The 22,634-nt window shown below is 71.4% G+C and carries 18 protein-coding genes; 9 read left to right on the plus strand and 9 right to left on the minus strand.

The genetic code is table 11. The annotated features are described in order from the left end of the window. Positions 1-5 precede the first annotated feature (5 nt). Positions 6-1,106 carry an alpha/beta hydrolase-fold protein gene (locus NQU54_RS04660; RefSeq protein WP_257629891.1) on the minus strand — a complete coding sequence of 367 codons (1,101 nt, stop codon included), beginning with the start codon at positions 1,104-1,106 and terminating at the stop codon, positions 6-8. 94 nt (positions 1,107-1,200) lie between these two features. Here NQU54_RS04660 and NQU54_RS04665 point away from each other — a divergent pair, with 94 nt between their 5' ends. From NQU54_RS04665 to NQU54_RS04680, 4 genes are all read left to right on the plus strand, one after another. Then, a complete protein-coding gene (locus NQU54_RS04665; RefSeq protein ID WP_147964881.1) occupies positions 1,201-1,413 on the plus strand; it encodes an MbtH family protein in 213 nt (70 codons plus the stop codon). A 46-nt stretch (positions 1,414-1,459) separates the two neighbouring features. Further along, positions 1,460-3,037: an amidohydrolase gene (locus tag NQU54_RS04670; RefSeq protein ID WP_257629892.1), complete on the plus strand. Its 1,578-nt coding sequence runs from the start codon at positions 1,460-1,462 to the stop codon at positions 3,035-3,037. 175 nt (positions 3,038-3,212) lie between these two features. Continuing rightward, positions 3,213-4,880: an aa3-type cytochrome oxidase subunit I gene (ctaD, locus tag NQU54_RS04675; RefSeq protein WP_372505795.1), complete on the plus strand. Its 1,668-nt coding sequence runs from the start codon at positions 3,213-3,215 to the stop codon at positions 4,878-4,880. A gap of 55 nt (positions 4,881-4,935) precedes the next feature. Continuing rightward, positions 4,936-5,514, plus strand: coding sequence for a hypothetical protein (locus tag NQU54_RS04680; protein ID WP_257629894.1), 579 nt, complete (start codon positions 4,936-4,938; stop codon positions 5,512-5,514). Positions 5,515-5,600: 86 nt separating this feature from the next. On the opposite strand, the gene NQU54_RS04685 is transcribed toward NQU54_RS04680, so the two are convergent. Continuing rightward, positions 5,601-6,065, minus strand: coding sequence for a pyridoxamine 5'-phosphate oxidase family protein (locus NQU54_RS04685; protein ID WP_257629895.1), 465 nt, complete (start codon positions 6,063-6,065; stop codon positions 5,601-5,603). A 443-nt stretch (positions 6,066-6,508) separates the two neighbouring features. On the opposite strand from NQU54_RS04685, the gene NQU54_RS04690 reads away from it, so the two are divergent. Next, a complete protein-coding gene (locus NQU54_RS04690) occupies positions 6,509-7,201 on the plus strand; it encodes a response regulator (protein WP_257629896.1) in 693 nt (230 codons plus the stop codon). Positions 7,202-7,403: 202 nt separating this feature from the next. Then, on the plus strand, positions 7,404-8,609 hold the full coding sequence (locus tag NQU54_RS04695) for a globin domain-containing protein (RefSeq protein WP_257629897.1): 1,206 nt from the start codon (positions 7,404-7,406) through the stop codon (positions 8,607-8,609). Positions 8,610-8,694: 85 nt separating this feature from the next. Here the strand turns inward: NQU54_RS04695 and NQU54_RS04700 are convergent, their stop codons facing one another. The 6 genes from NQU54_RS04700 to NQU54_RS04725 all read right to left on the minus strand — a co-directional run bounded on the left by NQU54_RS04700 (position 8,695) and on the right by NQU54_RS04725 (position 16,759). After that, positions 8,695-9,303 (minus strand): vitamin K epoxide reductase family protein, encoded by a 609-nt coding sequence (locus NQU54_RS04700; protein ID WP_257629898.1) that lies wholly within the window; start codon positions 9,301-9,303, stop codon positions 8,695-8,697. Then, entirely contained in the window at positions 9,300-10,064 is a 765-nt protein-coding gene (narI, locus tag NQU54_RS04705) for a respiratory nitrate reductase subunit gamma (protein WP_257629899.1), read from the minus strand. Before narI ends, NQU54_RS04700 begins: the two co-directional genes overlap by 4 nt. After that, entirely contained in the window at positions 10,061-10,831 is a 771-nt protein-coding gene (narJ, locus tag NQU54_RS04710) for a nitrate reductase molybdenum cofactor assembly chaperone (RefSeq protein ID WP_257629900.1), read from the minus strand. Before narJ ends, narI begins: the two co-directional genes overlap by 4 nt. Next, positions 10,828-12,360 carry a nitrate reductase subunit beta gene (gene narH, locus NQU54_RS04715; RefSeq protein ID WP_257629901.1) on the minus strand — a complete coding sequence of 511 codons (1,533 nt, stop codon included), beginning with the start codon at positions 12,358-12,360 and terminating at the stop codon, positions 10,828-10,830. Before narH ends, narJ begins: the two co-directional genes overlap by 4 nt. 1 nt (position 12,361) lies before the next feature. Further along, positions 12,362-16,057 (minus strand): nitrate reductase subunit alpha, encoded by a 3,696-nt coding sequence (locus NQU54_RS04720; RefSeq protein ID WP_257629902.1) that lies wholly within the window; start codon positions 16,055-16,057, stop codon positions 12,362-12,364. Positions 16,058-16,195: 138 nt separating this feature from the next. Further along, the gene (locus tag NQU54_RS04725; RefSeq protein WP_257629903.1) at positions 16,196-16,759 is read right to left on the minus strand and encodes a TetR/AcrR family transcriptional regulator; all 564 of its coding nucleotides are present in this window, start codon (positions 16,757-16,759) and stop codon (positions 16,196-16,198) included. A gap of 93 nt (positions 16,760-16,852) precedes the next feature. Here NQU54_RS04725 and NQU54_RS04730 point away from each other — a divergent pair, with 93 nt between their 5' ends. From NQU54_RS04730 to NQU54_RS04740, 3 genes are all read left to right on the plus strand, one after another. Next, entirely contained in the window at positions 16,853-17,728 is an 876-nt protein-coding gene (locus tag NQU54_RS04730) for an NAD(P)H-binding protein (RefSeq protein ID WP_257629904.1), read from the plus strand. Between the two features lie 320 nt (positions 17,729-18,048). Continuing rightward, positions 18,049-19,074 carry an Acg family FMN-binding oxidoreductase gene (locus NQU54_RS04735; RefSeq protein WP_257629905.1) on the plus strand — a complete coding sequence of 342 codons (1,026 nt, stop codon included), beginning with the start codon at positions 18,049-18,051 and terminating at the stop codon, positions 19,072-19,074. Between the two features lie 482 nt (positions 19,075-19,556). Further along, the gene (locus NQU54_RS04740; protein WP_257630083.1) at positions 19,557-20,768 is read left to right on the plus strand and encodes an MFS transporter; all 1,212 of its coding nucleotides are present in this window, start codon (positions 19,557-19,559) and stop codon (positions 20,766-20,768) included. Between the two features lie 146 nt (positions 20,769-20,914). On the opposite strand, the gene NQU54_RS04745 is transcribed toward NQU54_RS04740, so the two are convergent. Next, positions 20,915-22,606, minus strand: coding sequence for a sensor histidine kinase (locus NQU54_RS04745; protein WP_306278381.1), 1,692 nt, complete (start codon positions 22,604-22,606; stop codon positions 20,915-20,917). Positions 22,607-22,634 lie beyond the last annotated feature (28 nt).

Consider the following 22,634-nt stretch of genomic DNA (forward strand, 5'->3'; position numbering starts at 1 on the left):
GGCCGTCAGCCGAGCGCCCAGGCGACATCCCGGAGCAGCGCGTGCCGCCAGCCCGCCCGGTCGTGGTCCGAGGCCGAACGGGAAACCCGCACGGTCGCACCGGCCTGTTCGGTGAGGGTCTCGACCGGCTCGCAATGGGGCAGCATCCGGGTCTCGTGTTCCCCGACGTCGAACGCGATCCGCAGACCGGACAGGTCGGGGCGCTCCCGCAGGCGCGCGGCGATGGTGCCACCGGCCGGGCCGCCCAACGGGTCCGCCAGGTCCATGGCGTCGGGCGTCCACCAGAAGGACGCCGACTGACAGGCGACGCGGGACACCAGACCCGGGAACTCCAGCGCCGCGTACATCGCGCTCAGCCCGCCGAGGCTCTGCCCGGCGACCACCAGCCGGTCCAGGTCGGCGGGCACGCCGGTGTCCGCCACCAGCGGCAGCAGTTCGTCCCGGATCCCCTCCCACAGCTCGCGTCGGCACCCGAACTCGGCCGCCCTGTCCTTGGACGGCAGGAAGACGAGTGTGACCGGGGGCATCCCGCCACTGGCGACGGCCGAGTCGAACGCGGTCATGGCGGGGTGCAGATACAGCCAGTCGTCCCCGTCCAGGAGCAGGACCACGGGCCCGCCGCCGCCCGCCGGATGGACGCGTACGGTGCGCCGCCCGCCGAGCCGACCGCTGTTCCAGCGGACCCGGGTGAGCGGAACGGGCAGTACGGCGTCGGCACCCATGGCGGGCCAGTGCGGCTGGGCCGGGGCGTCCGGGGTCGCGGCGATGGACCGGTCACCGCCCGCGCCGACCGGGTTGAACGGGTCGGCGTACGCGGTGCCGTCCACGAGGAACTGATAGGTCACCCGCAGCCGCGCGGGCATGCGGACCGTGGCGTACCAGCAGTCCGTATCGCCCCAGCGACGCAGGGGGACCGGTTCCGACCAGCTCTCGAAACCCACGCTCGCCTCAGGTCCGCGCCACAGGAACAGGGTCGCCCAACCGCCGTCCTCGGCCGGTGCCGACACGGGCGTGCCGACCGCGGCCCAGAACTCCTCGGTGCCGGGAGTGCCGCGCAGCCCGAATGCCGCGAAGGCGTTCTCCATGTCGGCCGTGACCAGGGGCATGAACGTCTCCTTGTGAGAGGGAAGCGGCAAAGGCTAAGCTCCAGTCAGTTAGGTCAGCCTAACCTAAGGTCAGCGTTCCGAGGAGGCGCCGAGCATGAGCACCAACCCCTTCGACGACAACGAAGGCCGTTTCCTGGTCCTGGTGAACGACGAGGGCCAGCACTCTCTCTGGCCGTCCTTCGCCGAGGTGCCCGGGGGATGGACGGTCGTCTTCGACGAGAACACCCGAGAGGCGTGTCTGGAGTTCATCGAGGCCCACTGGACCGATATGCGCCCCCGGTCCCTCGCGGCATCCGCGGACGGCTGATCCGCCGCCGTAGCGAACCACCCGGCGTCCAGGAGAGCCTTGGCAGATGCTCTGTACCAGACTGACGAACGCCCGCTTCCTCACCATGGACCCCGACCACCCCGTCGCCCACGACCTGGGCATCTGGCGGGGCCGGATCGTCGGCCTGGACGAGGCGGTGACCTCGCTGCCCGCACATGAGGTGATCGACCTCCAGGGCGCCACCGTGCTGCCCGGGTTCATCGACGCCCATGTCCATCTGGCCTGGACCGGCTTCAAGGAGAAGACCCCGAGCATCGCGGGCCGTACGGGGATCGACGAGGTGCTCGCCGTCGTGGAGGAGGCCGTCACCCGGAAGGGCTCGCCCGGCGCCTGGGTGAGCATCGCCGGCTATGACCAGCGGGCCCTCGGCCGTCATCTGACCGCCGCCGAACTGGACACGGTCAGCCATGGCCACAAGGTGTTCATGCTGCACGACTCCGGGCACGGCTGCGTCGTCAACACCGCCGTTCTCGATCTGCTCCCCGCCGGCACCCCGCATGACAGCGGCTTCCTCGCCGAGGGCGCCATGGGCGCCGCCCGCGCCCTGCGACTGCCGTACTCCCAGGAGGAATTGGCCCGGGCGATCGGACGGGCCGCTCGCACCTGTCTGGCCGAGGGCGTCACCGCCTGCGCCGAAGCGGGCATCGGGGGCACCCTCTTCGGCCACAGCCCGGTCGAGCTGGGCGCGTATCAACTCGCCTCCGAAAAGGGCCTGTTGCCGCTGCGCGTTCAGCTCATGGTCTCCGCGGACCGGCTGCGCCCGGTCGCCGCACACGAGGCCGACGGCATTCCCCGCGCCCTCGACCTCGGTCTGCGCACCGGGTTCGGCGGCGACCGGCTCTCCGTGGGCGCGCTGAAGATCTACACCGACGGCGGCATGATGGCCCGGACCGCCGCGCTCGGCAGCCCGTACGAAGGGCTGGACCACTCCGGTCAGTTGCAGGACGATCCGGATGTGCTCGCGGACACGATCGTGGACGGCCATCTCGCCGGGTGGCAACTGGCCGTCCACGCGATCGGCGACCGCGCGGCCGATGTCGCCCTGGACGCCCTGGAACGGGCCCAGCGCCTCCGCCCGCGCCCCGGCGCCCGGCACCGCGTCGAGCACGCCGGCTTGATCCGCCCCGACCAGCTCCCGCGCTTCGCGCGGCTCGGCGTCAGCGCGGTCGTCCAGCCCAACTTCCTGCGCTACTTCGGCGACGACTACGCGGCGATCATGGGCGAGGAGCGGGCCCCGTGGCTCTACCGGGGCAGGGCGTTCCTGGACCACGGCATCACGCTCGTCGGCAGCTCCGACCGCCCCGTCACGGACGGATCCCCGCTGCGAGCCATCCAGTTCATGGTCGAGCGCGCCTCCGAGTCCGGCCGGCTGATCGGCCCGGACGAGGGCATCACCGTCGACGAGGCCCTGCGCGCCTACACCGTCGCCGGCGCCTTCGCCTGCCACTGGGAGGACAGCCTGGGCAGCCTCACCCCGGGCAAGCTGGCCGACCTGGTGGTGCTCGGCGACGACCCCCGGCGCGTCGATATGTCGCGCATCGGGGACATCGAGGTGGTGACGACATACGTCGACGGCCGCGAGAGCGGGAAATCGGCGTCCTGAGCATCCCGTCATCAGGGACCTTCGACCCCGGCCCTGGACTGTTCGGCCCTGTGCGGCCATTGCCCGACCGATGATCATGTGACGAGTCGGAAAGAGCGGCGGCTTTCTCGAGCGCCCTCTTTCCGGCTGTTTCGGAAATGATCAGAGAGACGGAGGGCACGGCTCGGTGGACGGACTGAGTACAAACGGGAACCAGGTCGGGGGAACCGCTCCCGGAACCGATTCCCAGCCGTCGCGCAGACATGTCCTGGTGGAGTGGCTGACGACGACCGATCACAAAAGAATCGGCACGCTGTATCTGGTCTCGGCATTCGTCTTCTTTCTCGTCGGCGGGCTGATGGCGCTGGTCATGCGGGCCGAGTTGGCGCGCCCGGGGACGCAGTTGGTGTCGAACGAGCAGTACAACCAGGCATTCACGATGCATGGCTCGGTCATGCTGCTGCTCTTCGCGATGCCTCTGTTCACCGGCTTCGCCAACTGGATCATGCCGCTCCATATCGGGGCACCGGACGTGGCTTTTCCCCGTCTGAACATGCTCGCCTACTGGCTGTTCCTGTTCGGCTCGCTGATCGCCGCAGCCGGATTCCTCACCCCTCAGGGCGCCGCCGACTTCGGCTGGTTTCTGTATGCGCCCCTTTCGGATGCCATCCACTCACCCGGTGTCGGCTCCGATATGTGGATCATGGGCGTGACGCTCTCCGGCTTCGGTTCCATCCTGGGCGCGGTCAACTTCATCACCACGATCACCTGTATGCGAGCTCCGGGTATGACGATGTTCCGCATGTCCATCTTCACCTGGAACGTGCTGCTGACCTCGGTGTTGATCCTGATTGTCTTCCCGGTGCTGGCCGCCGCGCTCCTCGCGCTGGAATGCGACCGCAAGTTCGGATCGCATATCTTCGACCCGGCCAATGGCGGTGCTCTGCTGTGGCAGCATCTGTTCTGGTTCTTCGGCCACCCCGAGGTCTATATTCTCGCGCTGCCGTTCTTCGGCATCGTCTCCGAGGTCATCCCGGTGTTCTCGCGCAAGCCCATGTTCGGCTATATCTCGCTGATCGCCGCCACGATCTCGATCGCCGGGCTTTCGGTGACGGTGTGGGCCCACCATATGTATGTCACCGGTGGTGTGCTGTTGCCGTTCTTCTCGTTTATGACGTTCCTCATCGCGGTGCCCACCGGCATCAAGTTCTTCAACTGGATCGGCACGATGTGGAAGGGGTCGCTGTCCTTCGAGGCGCCGATGCTCTGGGCCACCGGCTTCCTGGTCACCTTCACCTTCGGCGGTTTGACCGGTGTGATCCTGGCGTCACCGCCGATGGACTTTCATGTATCGGACTCCTACTTCGTCGTCGCGCACTTCCACTACACGCTGTTCGGTACCGTGGTCTACGCGATGTTCGCCGGATTCCACTTCTGGTGGCCGAAGTTCACCGGAAAGATGCTCGACGACCGGCTTGGAAAGATAACGTTCTGGACCCTCACCGTCGGGTTCCACCTCACCTTCCTCGTGCAGCACTGGCTGGGCGCCGAGGGCATGCCCCGTCGATACGCGGACTATCTCGCGGCCGATGGTTTCACCGCCCTCAACACACTCTCTTCCATCGGCTCGTTCCTCCTCGGCCTTTCGGTCCTGCCGTTCTTCTACAACGTCTGGAAGACCGCCAGATACGGCAAGCCGGTCGAGGCGGACGACCCCTGGGGATACGGACGCTCCCTGGAGTGGGCCACCTCGTGCCCGCCGCCGCGGCACAACTTCACCAGGCTGCCCCGGATCCGCAGCGAATCCCCGGCCTTCGACCTGCACCATCCGGAGATCCGCGAGCTCGAGGCCACCCAGCGCTGAGCGGACCGCCGTGGTCCGGCCGCCCGATCCCTGGTGTCCGACGAAGGAGAGTGCCATGTCCCATGCCGTTCTCGCCCTGGCCGCCGCGGTGTTCTGCGCCGCCGGCTGTGTCTGGTCCCTGCCCGCGGTGGCGGACGTACGGGCCCGCGAGGACCGGCCGCGGTCCCGGCGGATCGCGGCGGCCGGGTGCCTGACCGGTTGGGGCACGGTGGCGCTTCTGGTACCGCTGCTGCTCGCGCCGGTGTCCTGGAAGGGCATCGGCGCCGTGGCCGTGACGGGCGCGGCCACGGCCACGGCGCTGGCCGCCCGGTCCCGCGTCCAGCGGGCACATGAACTCCGGGAGGCCGAGGAACACTGGGTGGCCTGGGGGTACGGTGTCCCGGTCCGGCCCGCTCCGGCACCGTCCCGCGCCTTCCTCGTATGGCTGCTGCCCGGACTCGTCGTGGCGACCGCGGTGGCGACCGCGATCCTCTGGAGCGGGCAGGCGGACCTGGGCCGTACGGCTGCCGCGGCCTTGACCGCGGCGGGCATCGTCAGCGTGTTCCTCGCCCTCGCCCTCGCCATCGTCGACCCGGCCGCGGGACACGCCGCGCGGCGCGGCGAAGCGCCCAGGGGCCGCCCCGGCCGTAGGTGATCTCCGCGCCGGGATCGCCGGGCGGGCGACGGTCATCCGCACCCCCGGCAACCGCGCGCCGCCGGAGGGGAGGGCCCGGACCGCGGTCAGGAGTCGTCGGCCTCATCGGCGGCGGTGAGCCGGACGCCGGTGATCAGGTCGGGACGGATGCGCACCGCGTAGTCCATGGTCCGCTTCACCCAGGGGCTGAGCAGGTCCTGGTAGCGGGCCAGCTCCTCCGGGTCGGTCACCAGGTGAGCGTAGCCGGTGACCACGACGCTCCAGCCGAGGTGTGTGTCGGGGTCGATGGAGTCGGCCTCGTATGCCACCACGACGCCGCGCTCGTCGGCCTGCCCGGCGCGCGCGGTCAGGGCCGCGCCCTCGTGGGTGCGGATGACGATGTCGCCGCCCACCAGGACGTGGTTGACCGGGCGGATCGTCGGCAGCGCGTGGCGGGTGAAGACGATCCTTCCGAAGGACGCGCTGCCCAGCAGCCGCAGGGCTTCGTCGCTGTCCAACTCGATGCTCCGGCGCGGTCCGGCGGGGACGGCCTGGGGGGTGTCGATGGTCATGGGGGGCTTCCGTGCGGGTTCGTTGCTCACTGCTGTATGTCTTCGGCCGGCGCGGCGGGACTGTCGGGCGGTCCGTGGCCGTGGTGGCGGCCGGTGCGCCGGTACGGCATGAGCGTCGTCCCTTCCGGGCGTGGGCGGTTGCCTGTCCATGGCGTCGGGTGGGGGCCGTGGACAGGCTCGATCAGGTCATTGGAATGGCACCGGAACACTTGATGCCAGGGCCGTTCGGCCCTGGTCCGTGTCCGGCCGACCCTGCTTGTCCCGGTGGCCGCCAGGCCCGTGATCTCCCGCATGCCGCTCCTGCCCCCGGGGCTCCAGGGGCGGACAACAGGGCCGACCGGCCCTGGCCCTTCGGCCCCGGAACGAGAAAGATCTCAGCGTGGAGAGCCGATCCCAGTCGCAAGCGGGCATCGGTACGGAACGCGGAACCAGGGAGCGGTTTGATGGCGGACAGCGAGCGGCCCGGCGCGGCCGACCCGATCAGGGTCTTCCTGCTGGACGACCACGAGGTGGTACGGCGCGGTGTGCGCGACCTTCTGGACGACGAGCCGGACATCGATGTGATCGGCGAGGCCGGCACGGTGGAACAGGCGCTGGTGCGCGTTCCCGCGTTGCGCCCGCAGGTGGCCGTGCTCGATGTCCGGCTGCCCGACGGCGACGGGGTGACCGTGTGCCGGGAGCTCCGATCGCGCATGCCCGAGCTGGCCTGCCTCATGCTGACCTCCTTCGACGACGAGGAGGCCCTGCTCGACTCGATCATGGCCGGTGCCTCCGGATACGTGCTGAAGCAGATCCAGGGCTCGGACCTGGTGTCCGCCGTACGCACCGTGGCCAAGGGCCAGTCCCTGCTCGACCCCAGCGCCACCGCCAAGCTGATGGCCCGGCTTCGCGGCAGCCAGGAGGAGGAGCAGCAGCCCGACGGACTGGCGGGCCTGACCGAGCGGGAGCGGGAGATCGTGGCTCTGATCGGTGAGGGGCTCACCAACCGCCAGATCGGCCAGCGGCTCTACCTGGCCGAGAAGACGGTGAAGAACCACATCTCCCGTCTGCTGGCCAAGCTGGGCGTGGAGCGCCGCATCCAGGCCGCCGTCATCGCCACCCAGGTCCAGGACCGGCAGCGCCAGGAAGGGCGCTGAAACCCCGGCACGCCGGGAGACGCGGCGCTTCGGGCGGCGTAGGGGGCGAGAGGACCGACGGGCCCTGTGGCCGGGGAAGTTCGGCCCTATTCCAGGTGACGGCTTCGGCGGAATGATCGATATGCCCTCGGATCCGCACCACGGATCCCGGCTGTAACGGTGAACGCCGTCCCCCTACGGGCCCACATCTCAGAGGAGTCCCATGCTTTCGCCTGAGTCGGCCGCTGTCGTTCGCGCCACCCTGCCCACCGTCGGCGGGGCCCTGGACGAGATCACGGCGCGCTTCTACGGCACCATGTTCGCCGAGCAACCCGAGCTGCTGGACGGGCTGTTCAACCGAGGTAACCAGGCCAGCGGCGAGCAGCGCCGGGCGCTGGCCGGATCCATCGCGGGCTTCGCCCGGGCCCTGCTGGCCGACCCCGGCGCCCGGCCGGACGCGCTGCTGTCCCGGATCGCGCACAAGCACGCCACGCTCGGCGTCACCGAGGACCAGTACACGATCGTGCACAAGTACCTGTTCCGCGCGATCGGCGATGTGCTGGGCGACGCTGTCACGCCCGAGGTGGCGGCCGCCTGGGACGAGGTGTACTGGCTGATGGCCGGTGCCCTCATCGCCCAGGAGGCCCGCCTCTACCACGAGGCACAGGTGGACCCCCGCGACCCGTGGCGGCGGTGGACCGTGGTGGAGCGGCGCGAGGAAACCCCCGACGTGGTCTCCTTCCTGCTGCGCCCGGCCGACGACGGCCCGCTGCCCAGGGCGCGCGCCGGACAGTACGTCAGCGTCCGGGCGCTCATGCCCGACGGCATCCACCAGACCCGCCAGTACAGTCTGTCCAACGCTCCCGGCGACCGTCTGCGGCGTATCACCGTCAAGCGGGTGGCGAGCGTCGCCGACGCCCCGGAGGGCGAAGTTTCCAGCCAGTTGCACCGCACCGTGGGAGTCGGCGACGAGCTCACCCTGTCGGCCCCGTTCGGAGACGTGGTCCTCGACGACGCGGCCACCCCGCTCGTGCTGGTCTCGGCCGGTATCGGCTGCACCCCGATGGTCGGCATGCTCGAACACCTCGCCGCCACCGGTTCGTCCCGGCCGGTGTGGGTCCTGCACGCGGACCGCACCCCGGCCGACCACGCTCTGCGCGCCGACACCCGGCGCCTGGTGGGCCAACTGCCGGGCGCGAAGGCGGAGTTCTGGTACGAACAGGACGCGGCGGCGGAGCCCGGCTCCCGGACGGGCCTGATGGACCCCGACGACCTTGACCTGCCCGCCGACGCCGACGTCTATCTGTGCGGCGCGCTCCCCTTCATGCGCGCCGTCCGCACCCGGCTGCTCCGGGCCGGTGTTCCGGCACGCCGCATCCGCTACGAGGTCTTCGGCCCCGATCTGTGGCTGGCTCACCCCGAGGGCTGATACCCCGCTCCACACCTGACGTCAGATGAGCACGCTCAGCCCCGGCCGACGCCGGGGCTGATTGCGCTCGCTTCCCGGTGCCGGGTCATGGCAACAGGCTGCTCCCGTACTCCCGGAACTGGGTCAGGGCGAGGACGGCGATCACTCCGTACCAGGCGGCGAGGAGTATCCAGTGGGTCTCCAGCACCAGGGCGAGGACGCTCCGGCCGGCCGCCGGTAGGGGGATGACGCCATGTCTGAGATTGCGCAGTGTGACGTACCAGAACAGGGCGATGGTGACGGCCCAGACCACGGCGCAGTACGGGCAGAGCCGGCCCAGGACGAAGAGGGACTGATAGATCAGCCAGTGCACGAACACCACGCCCGCCAGCGCGCCGGTGTTCAGCGCGAGCCACAGTGCCCGGTGCAGACGCGCTCCGCCGAGCACGGCCAGGCCCAGGCCGGCGATCGCGGCGAAGGCGCCGAGCCCCAGCAGCATGTTGGGGAAGCCGAACACGCTGCCCTCGGGACTGGACATGACGCTGCCGCAGCTGACGATCGGGCTGATGTCGCACGGCGGCCGGTAGGCCGGGTCCTTCAGCAGCCGCCAGTCGTCCACCGTGAGCTGGAAGGAGGCGAGCCAGCCGATGGCCCCGGTCAGGGCCAGCAGCCGGCCGATACGCCGATCCGGCCGTACCGGGCGGGGCCGCCTCATGCGGCGCGCCGGGGACGCGGCTCGGGGGTCGGCACCTCATGCGTCACGGGCGCCGGGGTGGCCGCGCGCCGCCGGTAGACCAGATACGGCCGAGCGAGGTAGCCGATCGGGGCGCTCCACACATGGACCAGCCGGGTGAACGGCCAGGCCGCGAAGAGCAGACAGGCGCTCAGGGCGTGCAGCTGGAACAGCAGGGGCGCCCCGGTGATCGCCTCCGGACGGGGGCTGAGGGCGAAGATGCCCCGGAACCAGACCGAGACGGTGGCGCGGTAGTCGTAACCGCCGCCGAACACGTTCTCCACGGCGGTGGCGCTGATGCCCAGCAGGACCGTGATGGACAGCAGCGGGAACAGCAGTTTGTCGCTGGGATCGGTGGTGAGCCGGATCCGGCGGGTCAGCAGCCGGCGGGCGCACAGCATGCCCAGGCCGGTGACCATGGCGACCCCGGCGACGGACCCGAGCGCGACCGCCGTGGTGTGGTAGGCGTGCTCGCCGATCCCCGCGGCTTCGGTCCAGGAGGCGGGCACCGCCAGGCCGATCACATGTCCGGCGATCACCGCGAACGCGCCGAGGTGGAACAGCGGGCTGCCCCACCGCAGCCAGCGGTGTTCCAGGAGCTGGGTGGTGCGGGAGGTCCAGCCGAACTGGTCCTGGCGGTAGCGCCAGACATGCCCGACGGCGAACACGGCGAGGCAGATGTAGGGGAAGGCGACCCACAGCAGCAGGCCGGCGCCGCCGGTGGCGGCCGCGATCGGGTTCATCGAGGACCTTCCGAACGGTAGGTGGGCGGGGCGGGCGGCGGCGGTACGAAGGCGTCGGGCGGGGCGAACTCCCCGTGCGCGTAGGGGCCGTAGGGATCGAGCCCGACCTCCTCGTTCGGCGGACCCTCGGCCGCCAGCTTCGCCACCGCCGCCTTGTCGGCCTCCGTCGGCGGCGGCAGAAGGGTGAGCAGCGCGGCCAGGATGTGCCGGTACGGGGAGTCGGAGTCGGCCAGGGCCCGGTGGATCAGCTCCAGGCCGCGCCGGTGCCGGCGCAGCGGCGCCTCGCCCGCGCCGCCGCCGGCCAGCGCGGCGAACTCCAGGACGACCGGCAGGTGGTCGGGCAGTTCACCGCCGTGGATGTCCCATCCCGTGGCGCGGTACTGCCGGCTCAGCGCGAGCAGGGCCATGCCGCGGCGGCGGGTGTCGCCGTGCAGGTAGTAGGTGAGGTAGAGGCCGCTCCTGCGGCGCAGGTCGAACATCTCGACGTAGTGCCGCTCCAGCGCTTCCGGCTCCTGACCGGCGAACCACGCGGTGAAGTCGGCCAGGTGCCGGGCGGCGGGCCCGGCCGGCAGCGCGTCGACGGTGGTCGTCAACACCGGCCGGGCGGCGGTGAGTTCGGCGTCCGGGTACTGGAGCAGCAGCGAGCACAGCCGCAGCAGCAGGGCGCGTGCCCCGGCCTCCTCGGGGGTGAGCCTGGCCGGGCGGCGTACGGCCGCGCGGACGCGGGTGCGGACCATGGCGGGGATCGTCGCGGGCTGCGGGCTCATGCGCGGCCTCCGGGCGTGTGGCGTCGCAGGGTGGGGAGGCCGAGCATCACTCGCCGGCCACCGGCAGCCGCCGGTTCGCCGGAGGTCTCGACCGGGCAGCGGTTCTCCATCGCGGTCAGCGCGGCGGCGTCCTCCTTGTGGGCGGCCGGGACGACGTACCGGTCCTCGTACTTGGCGACGGCGAGCAGCCGGTGCAGGTCCTCGGCCTCACCGGCGGTGAGGCCGACGGCCTCGAGCCCCGCCTCGTCGCCCGCTTCGCCGAGGGTGCGTTCACGCATGTGGGAGCGGAGCGCGGTGAGCTTCATCAGCACTCCGGCGACCAGGTCGGTGTCCCCGGCGGTGAACAGGTTCGCGAGGTACTCCAGCGGGATGCGCAGCCGGGCGACGGCGGCGAACACATGGTCCGGATCGTCCTGGTCCCCGCCCGCCGCGCCCACGGCGTCCAGGACGGGGGAGAGCGGCGGCACGTACCAGACCATGGGCAGGGTGCGGTACTCCGGGTGCAGCGGCAGCGCTATCCGGTACGTGGCGATGAGGGCGTACACCGGGGAGCGGCGGGCCGCCTCCAGCCAGTCCTCCGGGATGCCGGAGGCGCGCGCGGCCGCGATCACCCCGGGGTCGCTCGGGTCGAGAAGGACGTCGCGCTGGGCGTCCAGCAGATCCTTCTCGTCTTCGGTCGCCGCGGCCTGACCGACACGGTCGGCGTCGTACAGCAGCAGCCCGAGGTAGCGCAGCCGGCCGACGCAGGTCTCGGAGCAGACGGTGGGCTGGCCGGCCTCGATGCGCGGGAAGCAGAAGGTGCACTTCTCGGCCTTGCCGGTGGCGTGGTTGACGTACACCTTCTTGTACGGGCACGCCGTCACGCACATCCGCCAGCCGCGGCAGCGGTCCTGGTCGACCAGGACGATGCCGTCCTCGACGCGCTTGTACATCGCGCCGGACGGACAGGCGGCGATGCAGGCCGGGTTGAGGCAGTGCTCGCACAGGCGGGGCAGGTGGAAGAGGAAGGTCTGCTCGAACTCGAACCTCACCTTCTCCGCCAGCTCACCCCCGAGGTTGGGGTCGCCACCCGCGTGCTCGGGCGCTCCGCCGAGGCCGTCCTCCCAGTTGGCGCCCCAGGTGATGGCGGTGGGCCTGCCGGTGAGCACCGAGCGGGGGCGGGCGACCGGGATGTCGTCTCCGGCCGGGGCGCCGACGAGGTTGTCGTAGTCGTAGGTGACCGGCTCGTAGTAGTCCTCGATACCGGGCAGGTCCGGGTTGGAGAAGAGCGACAGCAGCCGTTTGACCCGGCCCCCGGAGCGCAGCACGAGGCGCCCGCGCTTGTCGAGCGTCCAGCCGCCCTTCCACTGCCGCTGGTCCTCGTAGCGGCGCGGGTAGCCGACGCCGGGCTTGGTCTCGACGTTGTTGAACCAGGCGTACTCGACCCCGGTGCGGTTGGTCCACGTCTGCTTGCAGGTGACCGAGCAGGTGTGGCAGCCGATGCACTTGTCGAGGTTCATCACCATCGCCACGTGTGCCATGATGCGCATCTCAGTACTCCACTCGCCGGACACGGCGGCGGATGACGGTGACCTCGTCGCGCTGGTTGCCGGTCGGACCGTAGTAGTTGAAGGCGTAGGTGAACTGCGCGTAGCCGCCCGCGAGATGGGTGGGCTTGAGCAGCAGCCTGGTCAGTGAGTTGTGGATGCCGCCCCGTTTGCCGCTGACCTCGGCCTTCGGCACGTTCACGGTGCGGTCCTGGGCGTGGTACATGTACACGGTGCCCTCGGGCATACGGTGTGTGACCACGGCCCGCGCGGCGACGACGCCGTTGCGGTTGTACGCCTCGATCCACTCGTTGTCCGTCACGCCGATCTTCTCCGCGTCGGCGGTGGACATCCAGATCACCGGGCCGCCGCGGGACAGGGCGAGCATGTGCTTGTTGTCCTGGTAGTTCGAATGGATGGACCACTTGGAGTGCGGGGTGAGGTAGCGGACCGTGACCTCGGCCCCTCCCTCGTGGAGGTGTTCGTCGCCGTAGTGCCGCGACGCGTTCAACGGCGGCCGGTACACCGGCAGTTGTTCCCCGAGTTCGGACACCCAGGAGTGCTGGAGGAAGAAGTGCTGACGGCCGGTGAGGGTGTGCCAGGGCTTCTTGTGCTCGGTATTGATGACGAAGGGTGAGTAGCGCCGGCCGCCGGTCTCCGAGCCCGACCACTCGTAGGAGGTCAGCACGGCGCGCGGCTGGGTGCGGGTGTCGGCGAAGGTGATCCGCTCGGCCTCACGTTCGGAGGCGAGCCCGCTGAGCCCCTCGCTGCCGGTCTGCCGCTCCAGCTCCCGGAAACCCTCCGTGGCCAGGCGGCCGTTGGTGGTGCCGGACAGGGCGAGGATCGCCTCGCACATATCGGAGGCGGTGGCAAGCGAAGGCCGTCCGGCGGCGATCCCGTCCCGTACGGTCCCACAGCGGTGCCGCAGCTCGTCCAGCTCCTGATCCGGATGGACGGTGATGCCCTTGGTGGTGGTGCCCAGGGTGTCGAGCAGCGGGCCGACGGAGCGCATCTTCTGCGCGGTCGTGGCGTAGTCACGTTCGATGACCACCAGCTTCGGCATGGTCAGCCCCGGCACCGGCGCGCATTCGCCCGCCTTCCAGTCCCGTACCGCCCCGCCGGGCTGGGCGAGTTCATCGGGGGTGTCGTGCTGGAGCGGCACGGCGAGGACGTCGGTGCGGGTGCCGAGGTGCTCGGCGGCCAGTTCGCTGAAGCGGTCGGCGATGGCCAGAAACGTTTCGTAGTCGGTGCGGGCCTGCCACGGCGGGGCGATGGCGGGGGTGAAGGCGTGCACGAAGGGGTGCATGTCCGTACTGGACAGGTCGTCCTTCTCGTACCAGGTCGCGGCGGGCAGGACCACATCGGCGAGCAGCCCGGTGGAGGTCATCCGGAAGTCGATGGTGACCAGCAGGTCCAGCTTGCCCTCGGGGGCCTCCTCCCGCCACACCACCTCCTCCGGGCGACCCTCGGACGGGGTCTGCTCGGAGCGGATCGCCGCGTCCGTGCCGAGCAGGTGGCGCAGGAAGTACTCGTTGCCCTTGCCCGAGGAGCCGAGCAGATTCGCCCGCCACACCGTCAGGACACGGGGGAAGTTGGCGGGGTCGTCGGGGTCCTCGGCGGCGAACCGCAACCTGCCGGACCTCAGCTCGTCCACGATGTGCTCGGCGACCGGCCGGCCCGCCCGTGCCGCCTCGTCCGCCAGGTCCAGGGGGTTGCGGTTGAAACCGGGGTGACCGGGCGTCCAGCCCCGCCGCACGGCCTGGGCCAGACAGTCGGCGAACCCCTTGCCCGCGAACCGCCCGTCCCCGAGCGGGGAGGCCAGTTCCCCGGGCCCGAACGCCTCGTACCGCCACTGGTCGGAATTCAGGTACCAGTACGATGTGCCGGCCATGTGCCGCGTGGGCCGCTGCCAGTCGAAGGCGAAGGCCAGGTGCTGGAGCCCGGTGAGCGGGCGGATCTTCTCCTGGCCGACGTAGTGCGCCCAGCCGCCGCCGTTGACGCCCTGGCAGCCGGTCATGGTCACCAGCGCCAGGAACGCGCGGTACATCGTGTCGGAGTGGAACCAGTGATTGGTACCGGCGCCGAGGACGATCATCGAACGGCCGCGGGTGCGCTCGGCGTTGCGGGCGAACTCGCGGGCGATCCGGGCCGCCTGCCCGGCCGGCACCGACGTGATCGCCTCCTGCCAGGCCGGGGTGGCGGGCTCCGACGCGTCGTCGTACGAGGCCGGCCAGCGGCCAGGCAGCCCCGGCCGCTCCACCCCGTACTGCGCGAGCATCAGGTCGAAGACCGTGGTGACCAGACGCCCGCGGAGCCGCCGCACGGGCACCCCGCGCACCATGACCGAGCCGCCCTCGGTACTGCCCTCGTCGAACCGGGGCAGGGCCACGGCCACGGTGTCCTCCGCGCCGTCGAGCAGACTCAGCGCGGGCACGGTGTCGCCCAGGTCGAGGTTCCAGCGGCCCGGCTCGGCCTTTCCCCAGCGGAAGCCGAGCGAGCCGTTCGGCACGACCGGTTCGCCGGTCACCGCGTCGAGGAGCACGGTCTTGGACTCGGCGTGTTCCGTGTCATGCCCGAGGTCGGCGGCGGTCAGGAACCCGTCCGGTACGAGACCGCGCTCGTGCTCGCGCAGGGTCACCAGGAACGGCGCGTCCGTGTACGTCCTCAAGTAGTCCTGGAAGTACGGCACCGCGCGGTCGACGAGGAATTCGCGCAGGATCACATGCCCCATGGCCATCGCCAGCGCCCCGTCCGTGCCGGGGTGCGGGGCGAGCCACTCGTCGGCGTGTTTGACGTTGTCGGCGTAGTCCGGGCTGACCGCGACGACCTTGGTGCCGTTGTAGCGGGTCTCGGTCAGGAAGTGGGCGTCGGGCGTGCGGGTCACGGGGATGTTGGAGCCCCACATCACCAGATAGCCCGCGTTCCACCAGTCCGCCGCCTCGGGGACGTCGGTCTGGTCGCCGAAGACCTGTGGGGAGGCGACCGGGAGGTCGGCGTACCAGTCGTAGAAGGACAGGAGCGTGCCGCCGATCAGTGACATGAAGCGGGCACCCGCCGCGAAGGACGCCATGGACATCGCCGGGATCGGGGAGAAGCCCGCCACCCGGTCGGGGCCGTACGTCTTGATGGTGCTGACGTGTGCGGCGGCCACCAGCTCGGCCACCTCGTCCCAGTCGGCGCGCACCAGACCGCCCTTGCCGCGGGCCCGCTTGTACGCCCGTGCCTTCGCCGGGTCGCGGGTGATCTCCGCCCAGGCCGCCACCGGGTCACCGAGCCGCCCACGGGCCTCGCGCCACAGCTTCAGCAGGGCGCCGCGCACATACGGATAGCGGACGCGGCCGGGGGAGTAGGTGTACCAGGAGAACGACGCCCCGCGCGGACAGCCACGAGGCTCGTACTCGGGGCAGTCGGCGCCGATCGACGGGTAGTCGGTGGCCTGGTGCTCCCAGGTGATGATGCCGTCCTTGACGTACACCATCCACGAACACGACCCGGTGCAGTTCACGCCGTGTGTGGAGCGCACCACCCGGTCGTGCGCCCACCGGTCCCGGTAGAACCCTTCCCATGTGCCGTCGTCGGTGCCGAAGACGGCGCGTCCGTCCCCCGACACCTCGCGGCGGGTCAGCAGCCTGCGGGCGGCCAGCGGCCAGCCCTCGCCCGCGCGCCGCTGCGAGCGGCGGGTGCCCTTGTCGTTCTCCATGCTCGTGAACGCTAGGTTTCGGCCCTGGACGGGTCTTGGGCCCAACGGCCCCCGCGGCCCGTCCCTTCGGCCTGTCCCCGTCCCTTCGGCCCGTCCCCGTCCGGCCGCTCGCCACGGCTGCCGAAGGTCCGGTCGGGGTCAGCGTTCGGGGCCGCGGATGCCCTCGAGCAAGAGCGTGACGTGCCTGCGCCAGTTACGGGCGTCCGTCATGTTCGCCATGGCGCCACGGGTGATGAGGACGAAGTCATCGGCGCGGAAGTCCTCACGGAGGTGGCCGGCGTCGATGGCGCGCCGCACGATGCGCTCGGTGATCGCGGAGAAATCCGTCTTCTCGGCGGCGATGTCGTTCCAGCTCGGCTCTTCCGGACCGAGGAGCGCGAAGCGGAACGCGGCGTCGGCCTGTGCGGACTCCAGGTAGCCGTAGAGCAGCGTCTCGAAGGCCGCCCAGGGATCGCTGGCCTCGTCGGCGGCGCGGGCGAGGGCGGTCATCGCCTCGAACCGGCGGCCGATGATCGCCGCGAGCAGCGCCTGCTTGTCGGCGAAGTGCCGGTAGAGGGTGCCGACACCCAGACCGGCGCGTTCGGCGATCTCCTCCATCTGCACGGCGTCGCCCCGCTGGGCGAACAGCTCGCCGGCGGCGTCGAGGACGGACTCGCGGTTGCGCCGGGCGTCGGCCCGCAGCGGACGTTCGGGAGCAGTCATGGTCAGTTCACTGTAGTTGACGTTGCGCGGCAACCGTGCCTACATTCGGATTATTCAGAACCGGAATTCAGCTTCAGGTTAGAGGGATGTCCAATGATCGTCGTCACCACACCGACAGGACAGATCGGCGGTCAGCTGGTCCATCGGCTGCTCGACCAGGACAAGGAGGTCCGGGTCATCGTCCGTGACGCCTCGCGTCTGGAGGACACGGTCCGCGAGCGGGTCGAGACCGTCGAGGGCTCCCACGACGAGCCGGGAGTGCTCGATGAGGCACTGCCCGGGGCCGAGGCGCTGTTCTGGCTCGTCCCGCCGAGCCGGCAGGCGCCGAGTGTCAGGGAGTACTACCTCGGTTTCGCCCGGGCCGGCGCCGCCGCCGTCGCACGCCACGGTGTCGGCCATGTCGTCGGGGTGTCCAGCGCCGGACACGGCTGGCCGACCCCGGCCGGTGTCCTCTCGGCGGCCTTCGCCATGGACGCCGAACTCGGCGCGTCCGGCGCGGCGTACCGGGCGTTGTCCATGCCCTTCTACATGGAGAACCTCCTCGGACAACTCGACGCGATCCGCGGGCCGGGCGCGTTCCACCTGACCTGTGCGGGTGACCTGCCGCTCGCGTCGATCGCGACGCGGGACATCGCCGGTGCCGCCGCCGATCTGCTCACCGATCTGTCCTGGACCGGGCAGGAGAACCTCCCCGTGTTCGGCCCCGACCGGCTGACCCCTGACGGCATGGCCGAGGTGATCAGCCAGGAACTCGGGCGGCCGGTCACCTACCGTCGCATGAGCATGGACGACTACACGTCGCTGCTCCGCTCCCGGGGCGCCGGTGACCAGCAGGTCAAGGACATGACCGAGGCGTTCGCCGCACAGGACCACGGCATCTACGACGCCGACTGGGCGACCGCCGAGCCCACGTCGACAGACTTCCGCACCTGGTGCAGGGAGGTGCTCAGGCCCGCCGCGGACGCCTGAGCGCTCCGCTGGAAGTGCCCCGACCTGCCGTCGATCCTCCGCGGCGCCGTCGTGGCCGGTCGCGCCCGCGCGGCGGAGCCGCACATCGATCGCAGCCCCGCGCCCCCGCGGGGCACCACCGAACCGCAGCCGACTTCCGCCGATCCGCTCAGTGGCTCATGCGGCGGCCTCGACCACGGGGCGCGGCCCCGGACCCCGGTCGTCCGTCCATGAGCGGGGACGGTTGGCCCTCGTCAAGCGTCCTGTGACGACGGAGAGTGGAGGCCACACGGGGGACCGCCCGCACCCCGTGGATTTTCACGGGAGCGGAGGAGCCGCGCATGCAGACCCGGGAGATCGACGCCACCGTGCTGGAAACGCTCATGGCCGCGGCGGTGGCGGCACCCTCGATCCACAACACACAGCCGTGGCGCTTCGGGATGCGGGCGGCCACCCGGTCCATCGAGGTCCGCGCCGACGACAGACGAGCGCTGCCGCTGGCCGATCCGGAGCGGCGCGCCCAGCATCTGTCCGTGGGCGCCGCGGTCTTCAATCTCCGGGTCGCCGTCGCGCACCTGGGCTGGGACCCCGTGGTCCGGTTGCTGCCCGATGAGGACGAGCCCGACCTGCTGGCCGCCGTGCGACTGACCACGCCCACGGGGCAGCTGTCGGATCACCGGTGGCTGTATCCGGCCGTCGAGCGGCGCCACACCAGCCGGATGCCGTTCACCGGCCGCCCGGTGCCCGAAGCGGTCGTGGCGGAGATGACCGCGGCCGCGCGGGTCGAGGGCGCGCGACTGCACGTGCCGGACTTCGCCGCCACACGGCTGCTGCTGGGCCTGACCGCGGCGGCCGAAGCCCGCAACCACGCAGGCCCCGCGCGCAACGCTGAAGCCCGCGCCTGGATCACCACCCCGGGGGCGAACGTTCCCTATGGGATTCCGCTCACCACTCTCGGCCCGCAGGACGCGGACGGGCGGATGCCGATGCGCGACTTCACCGACCGGTCGCCCGTCCCGGGCCCACCCGCCCGGCACTTCGAACGCCACGCCCAGGTGGCCTTGTTGTCGACGGCTCAGGACCGGCGGGAGGACTGGCTGCGGGCGGGCCAGGCCCTGGAGCGCGTGCTGCTGACCGCGACCGCGCACGGGGTGCGCACCTCGATGCTGCACCAGGCCATGGAATGGCCGGATCTGCGGGCGGCGGCGTCCCTGTCCCAACGGCGTTGCTTCCCGCAGCTGTTGATCCGGTTCGGCTACGGCCCGGACGGTGGCCGAACACCGCGCGCCTCCGCGCACGCGGCCGGACATCACACCGAGGGAACCGGACCGGAGCCGGGGCGAAGTGGTACCGCCTCCGCGACCTGAGCTCGACGCGGCTGTGTGGGACGGGTCTCCGGCCGCGGGGGACCGGTGGAAGCGGGGGCGGGGGCCGCGGTGCGCCGGAGTCGGTCTGTGCCGGGCGTGCGGCGAGTCCCCGGCCGGTGGCCATCTCGCCGTGCCCAGCGGCCCGTTGGCCGTTCTTCCGGACGACCTCCGGCTCCCCGCCGGGGATCGCTCCGGCAGAGCCCCCGGCCGGTACCGGGACGCGGTAGGGCCCATCGGCCCGGACAGCCCGTCTTGATGGGCGGCCCCTACGGCCCCGGCGCCGAGGACCGGTCGGACCGGCACGAGGCACCGACGGCCCCGTGCGGGGCAGCCACGAATCCCGAAGCCTGGGCAAGGGCCGCCGCCAGGGCGCGAGCGGCCGGATCACTGCTATCGGGAGGAATACGATGGTGCTCCAACGGTCTGGGAGAGACGGCGCGACGCCGTCGGCGCACGAGCCGGTGCCGGCCCGCGCCTGGCTGATGCTGGCGCTTGCCACGGTCGGCTTCGCCGTCAACTTCTGGGCCTGGGCGCTGCTCAGCCCGCTCGGCCCGCGCTTCCAGGACCGCCTGGACCTGACCTCGTTCCAGCAGTCGCTGCTGGTGGCGGTGCCGGTGGTGGTCGGCTCGCTGGGCCGTATCCCGGTCGGCGCGCTGACCGACCGGTTCGGCGGGCGGGCCATGTTCCCCATCGTGTCGGCGGCCACCGTCGTGCCGGTGCTCCACCTCGGTCTGGCCGGTCACTCCTCCCTCGCCGCCCTGCTGGTCGGCGGATTCTTCCTCGGCATCGGCGGTACCGCCTTCGCCGTCGGCGTACCGTTCGTCAACGCCTGGTTCCCTCCCGAGCGGCGCGGTCTGGCCATCGGTGTCTTCGGCGCCGGTATGGGCGGTACGGCCATCAGCGCTCTGACCACGGTGAAGCTGGTCGACGCGCACAGCATGTCCACCCCCTTCCTGATCACTGCCGCGGTGCTCGCCGTGTACGCCGTGACGGCCGCGCTGCTGCTGCGTGACGCGCCCGGCCGCACCACGCCGACCGAGCCGTTGGCCCGCCGGCTGGCCGCCACCGCCCGGCTGGGCATCACCTGGCAGGCATCCGCGCTGTACACGGTCGCGTTCGGCGGCTACGTCGCCTTCTCCGTCTACCTGCCCACCTACCTCAAGACCGGCTATGGCCTGACCCAGGCCGACGCCGCGAACCGCATGGCCGGGTTCGTGCTCGTCGCGGTCGCGATGCGCCCGGTCGGCGGTTGGCTGTCCGACCGGCTGGGCCCGGTCCGGGTGCTGGCCGGGGCGCTGGCCGTGGTCGTGGCCGGGGCGGTGGCGCAGTCTTTCACCCCGGCCCTGGCTCCGATGGGCACCATCGCTTTCCTCGCCATGGCCGGGGCGCTCGGCGCGGGCAGCGGGGCGACCTTCGCCCTGGTCGCCCTCCTGACCCCGGCTGATCGGATCGGCTCGGTCACCGGTGTGGTCGGCGCCGCCGGTGGTCTGGGCGGCTTCGTCCCGCCGCTGGTGATGGGCTCGATGTACGGCGAGTACGGGACGTACGCGGCCGGCCTCGCCCTGCTCGCGATCGTGGCGGCCGCCGCGCTGGTCTACACCCTTATCCGCGTACGTGCCGCGGCCGAAGGCGGCGGGGGGAAGCGGCCCACCGACCGCCGGGGTGAGCGCCGCATCGCGGGCACCACCACGTAGGCGCGAAGCGGTCGAGGCCACGCGCGCCAAGGCGGGCAGCCCCCTGTCCCGGCCGGTCGCGTGAAGGGGCGGTCGCAGGGCGGCACTCCCATCCGCCCGCCCACCCGCGCGTCTGCGTTCACCAGGCCGGTCCGGAGCTGGGCACGTCAGGTCGAGGAGAGCGGGACGACCCACTCGACGACCGTGCCGCTCGGCTGGTTCGCGGACAGGTCGAAGGTGCCGCCCAACTCCTCCGCGCGTCGGCGGAGGTTCGCCAGGCCGCTGCGGCGGGTGACCGCCGGGTCGATCCCCAGGCCGTTGTCGGCCACCCGCAGATGCAGGGTGGCGTCGGTGGCCTCGACGCCGACATCGACGGTGGTGGCCTGCGCGTGCCGGGCGGCGTTGGACAGCGCCTCGCCGAGCACGGCCAGCAACTGCTCGGCCTGCTCGGCGGACACGGCCGTGTCCAGCAGCCCGGTCATGCGCAGCGCGGGGGCGAAGCCGAGCGATTCGGTGGCCCGTTCGGTGGCCGCCACCAGCTGGGCGCGCAGCCCGCTGCCGCGACGGGCCTGATCGTGCTCGCGAAGGGCGTAGACGGTGGAGCGGATGATCTTGATGGTGTCGTCCAGGTCGTCCACGACTCGCTGGACCCGTTCGCTCACCTGTGGTCGGTCGGAGACCCGGCCCAGCGCGGACTGGAGGGACAGCGCACCCGCGAACAGCCGCTGGATGACCAGGTCGTGCAGGTCCCGGGCGATCCTGTCGCGGTCGTCGAGCACGACCATGCGCTCGGTGTCCCGCCGGTGCTCGGCGACGTCCAGGGCCAGCGCGGCCTGGTTGCCGAACCCGGTGACCATGTCGATCACGGCGTCGGTGAACAGGGCGCTGCCCGGCAGGTTCGCGACCTGTAGCACTCCCCGGACGTGCTCCCGCGTGCCGAGCGGCACGAAGAAGGCCGGCCCCAGCTCCACCACCGAGGCGCTGCCGCCCTCGGCGCGCGGGTCGGCGCTCACGGCCTCGCTGATGATCGTCTCCCCGGATGTGTAGACCTTCGCGGCCAGCGCCGTGGCGGGCAGCACCAGCCCGCGCACCCGCTCCGTCTGCGTGCCCGAGCCGGCCTCGAGGACCAGCTCCCCACTGTCTCCGACGGGCACCGCCAGGGTGACCAGGTCCGCGTCGGCCATCTCCCGCACGGTGGCGGTGAAGGACTCCAGCACCGCGGCGGGCTCGGCACCGGACAGGAGGCTGCGGGTCAGCTCGTTGCTGGCCGCGAGCCATCGCTGCCGACGGTGCGCCTCGTCGTACAGCCGGGCGTTGTCGATCGCCACACCGGCCGCCGCGGCCAGGGTGCGCAGCACCGCCTCGTCGTCGGTGTCGAACTCCGTACCGCTCCGCTTGTTCGTCAGGTAGAGGTTGCCGAACACCTGGTCGCGCACCCGGACCGGGGCGCCGAGGAAGCTGGTCATCGGCGGATGGCCGGACGGGAAGCCGACGGACGCCGGATGATCGGCCAGGTTCGCCAGGCGCAGCGGCTCCGGGTGGCGGATGAGCAGCCCGAGGATGCCCGCGCCGCGCGGGTAGGGCCCGATCCGGGCGATGGTCTCGTCGTCGATGCCGACGGTGACGAACTGCTTGATCGTGCCTTCCTCGCCCAGCACCCCGAGCGCCCCGTACTGGGCGTCGACCAGGGCGACCGCCGACTCCACGATGCGTTGCAGCACCACCTCGAGATCCAGGTCGGAGCCGACCGCCAACACCGCGTCGAGCAACGTATGGACCCGGTCCCGGGCCGCCCTGACCTGCGCCACCTGCTGCTGTAGGTCGTCCAGCAGTGCGTCCAGCCGCAGCTGGGGAGACATCCCGGATGCCTCCACCTCATGCGAACCC

Origin of the sequence: Streptomyces malaysiensis subsp. samsunensis, from assembly GCF_024519315.1 — a bacterium.
Taxonomy (GTDB): Bacteria; Actinomycetota; Actinomycetes; order Streptomycetales; family Streptomycetaceae; genus Streptomyces; species Streptomyces malaysiensis.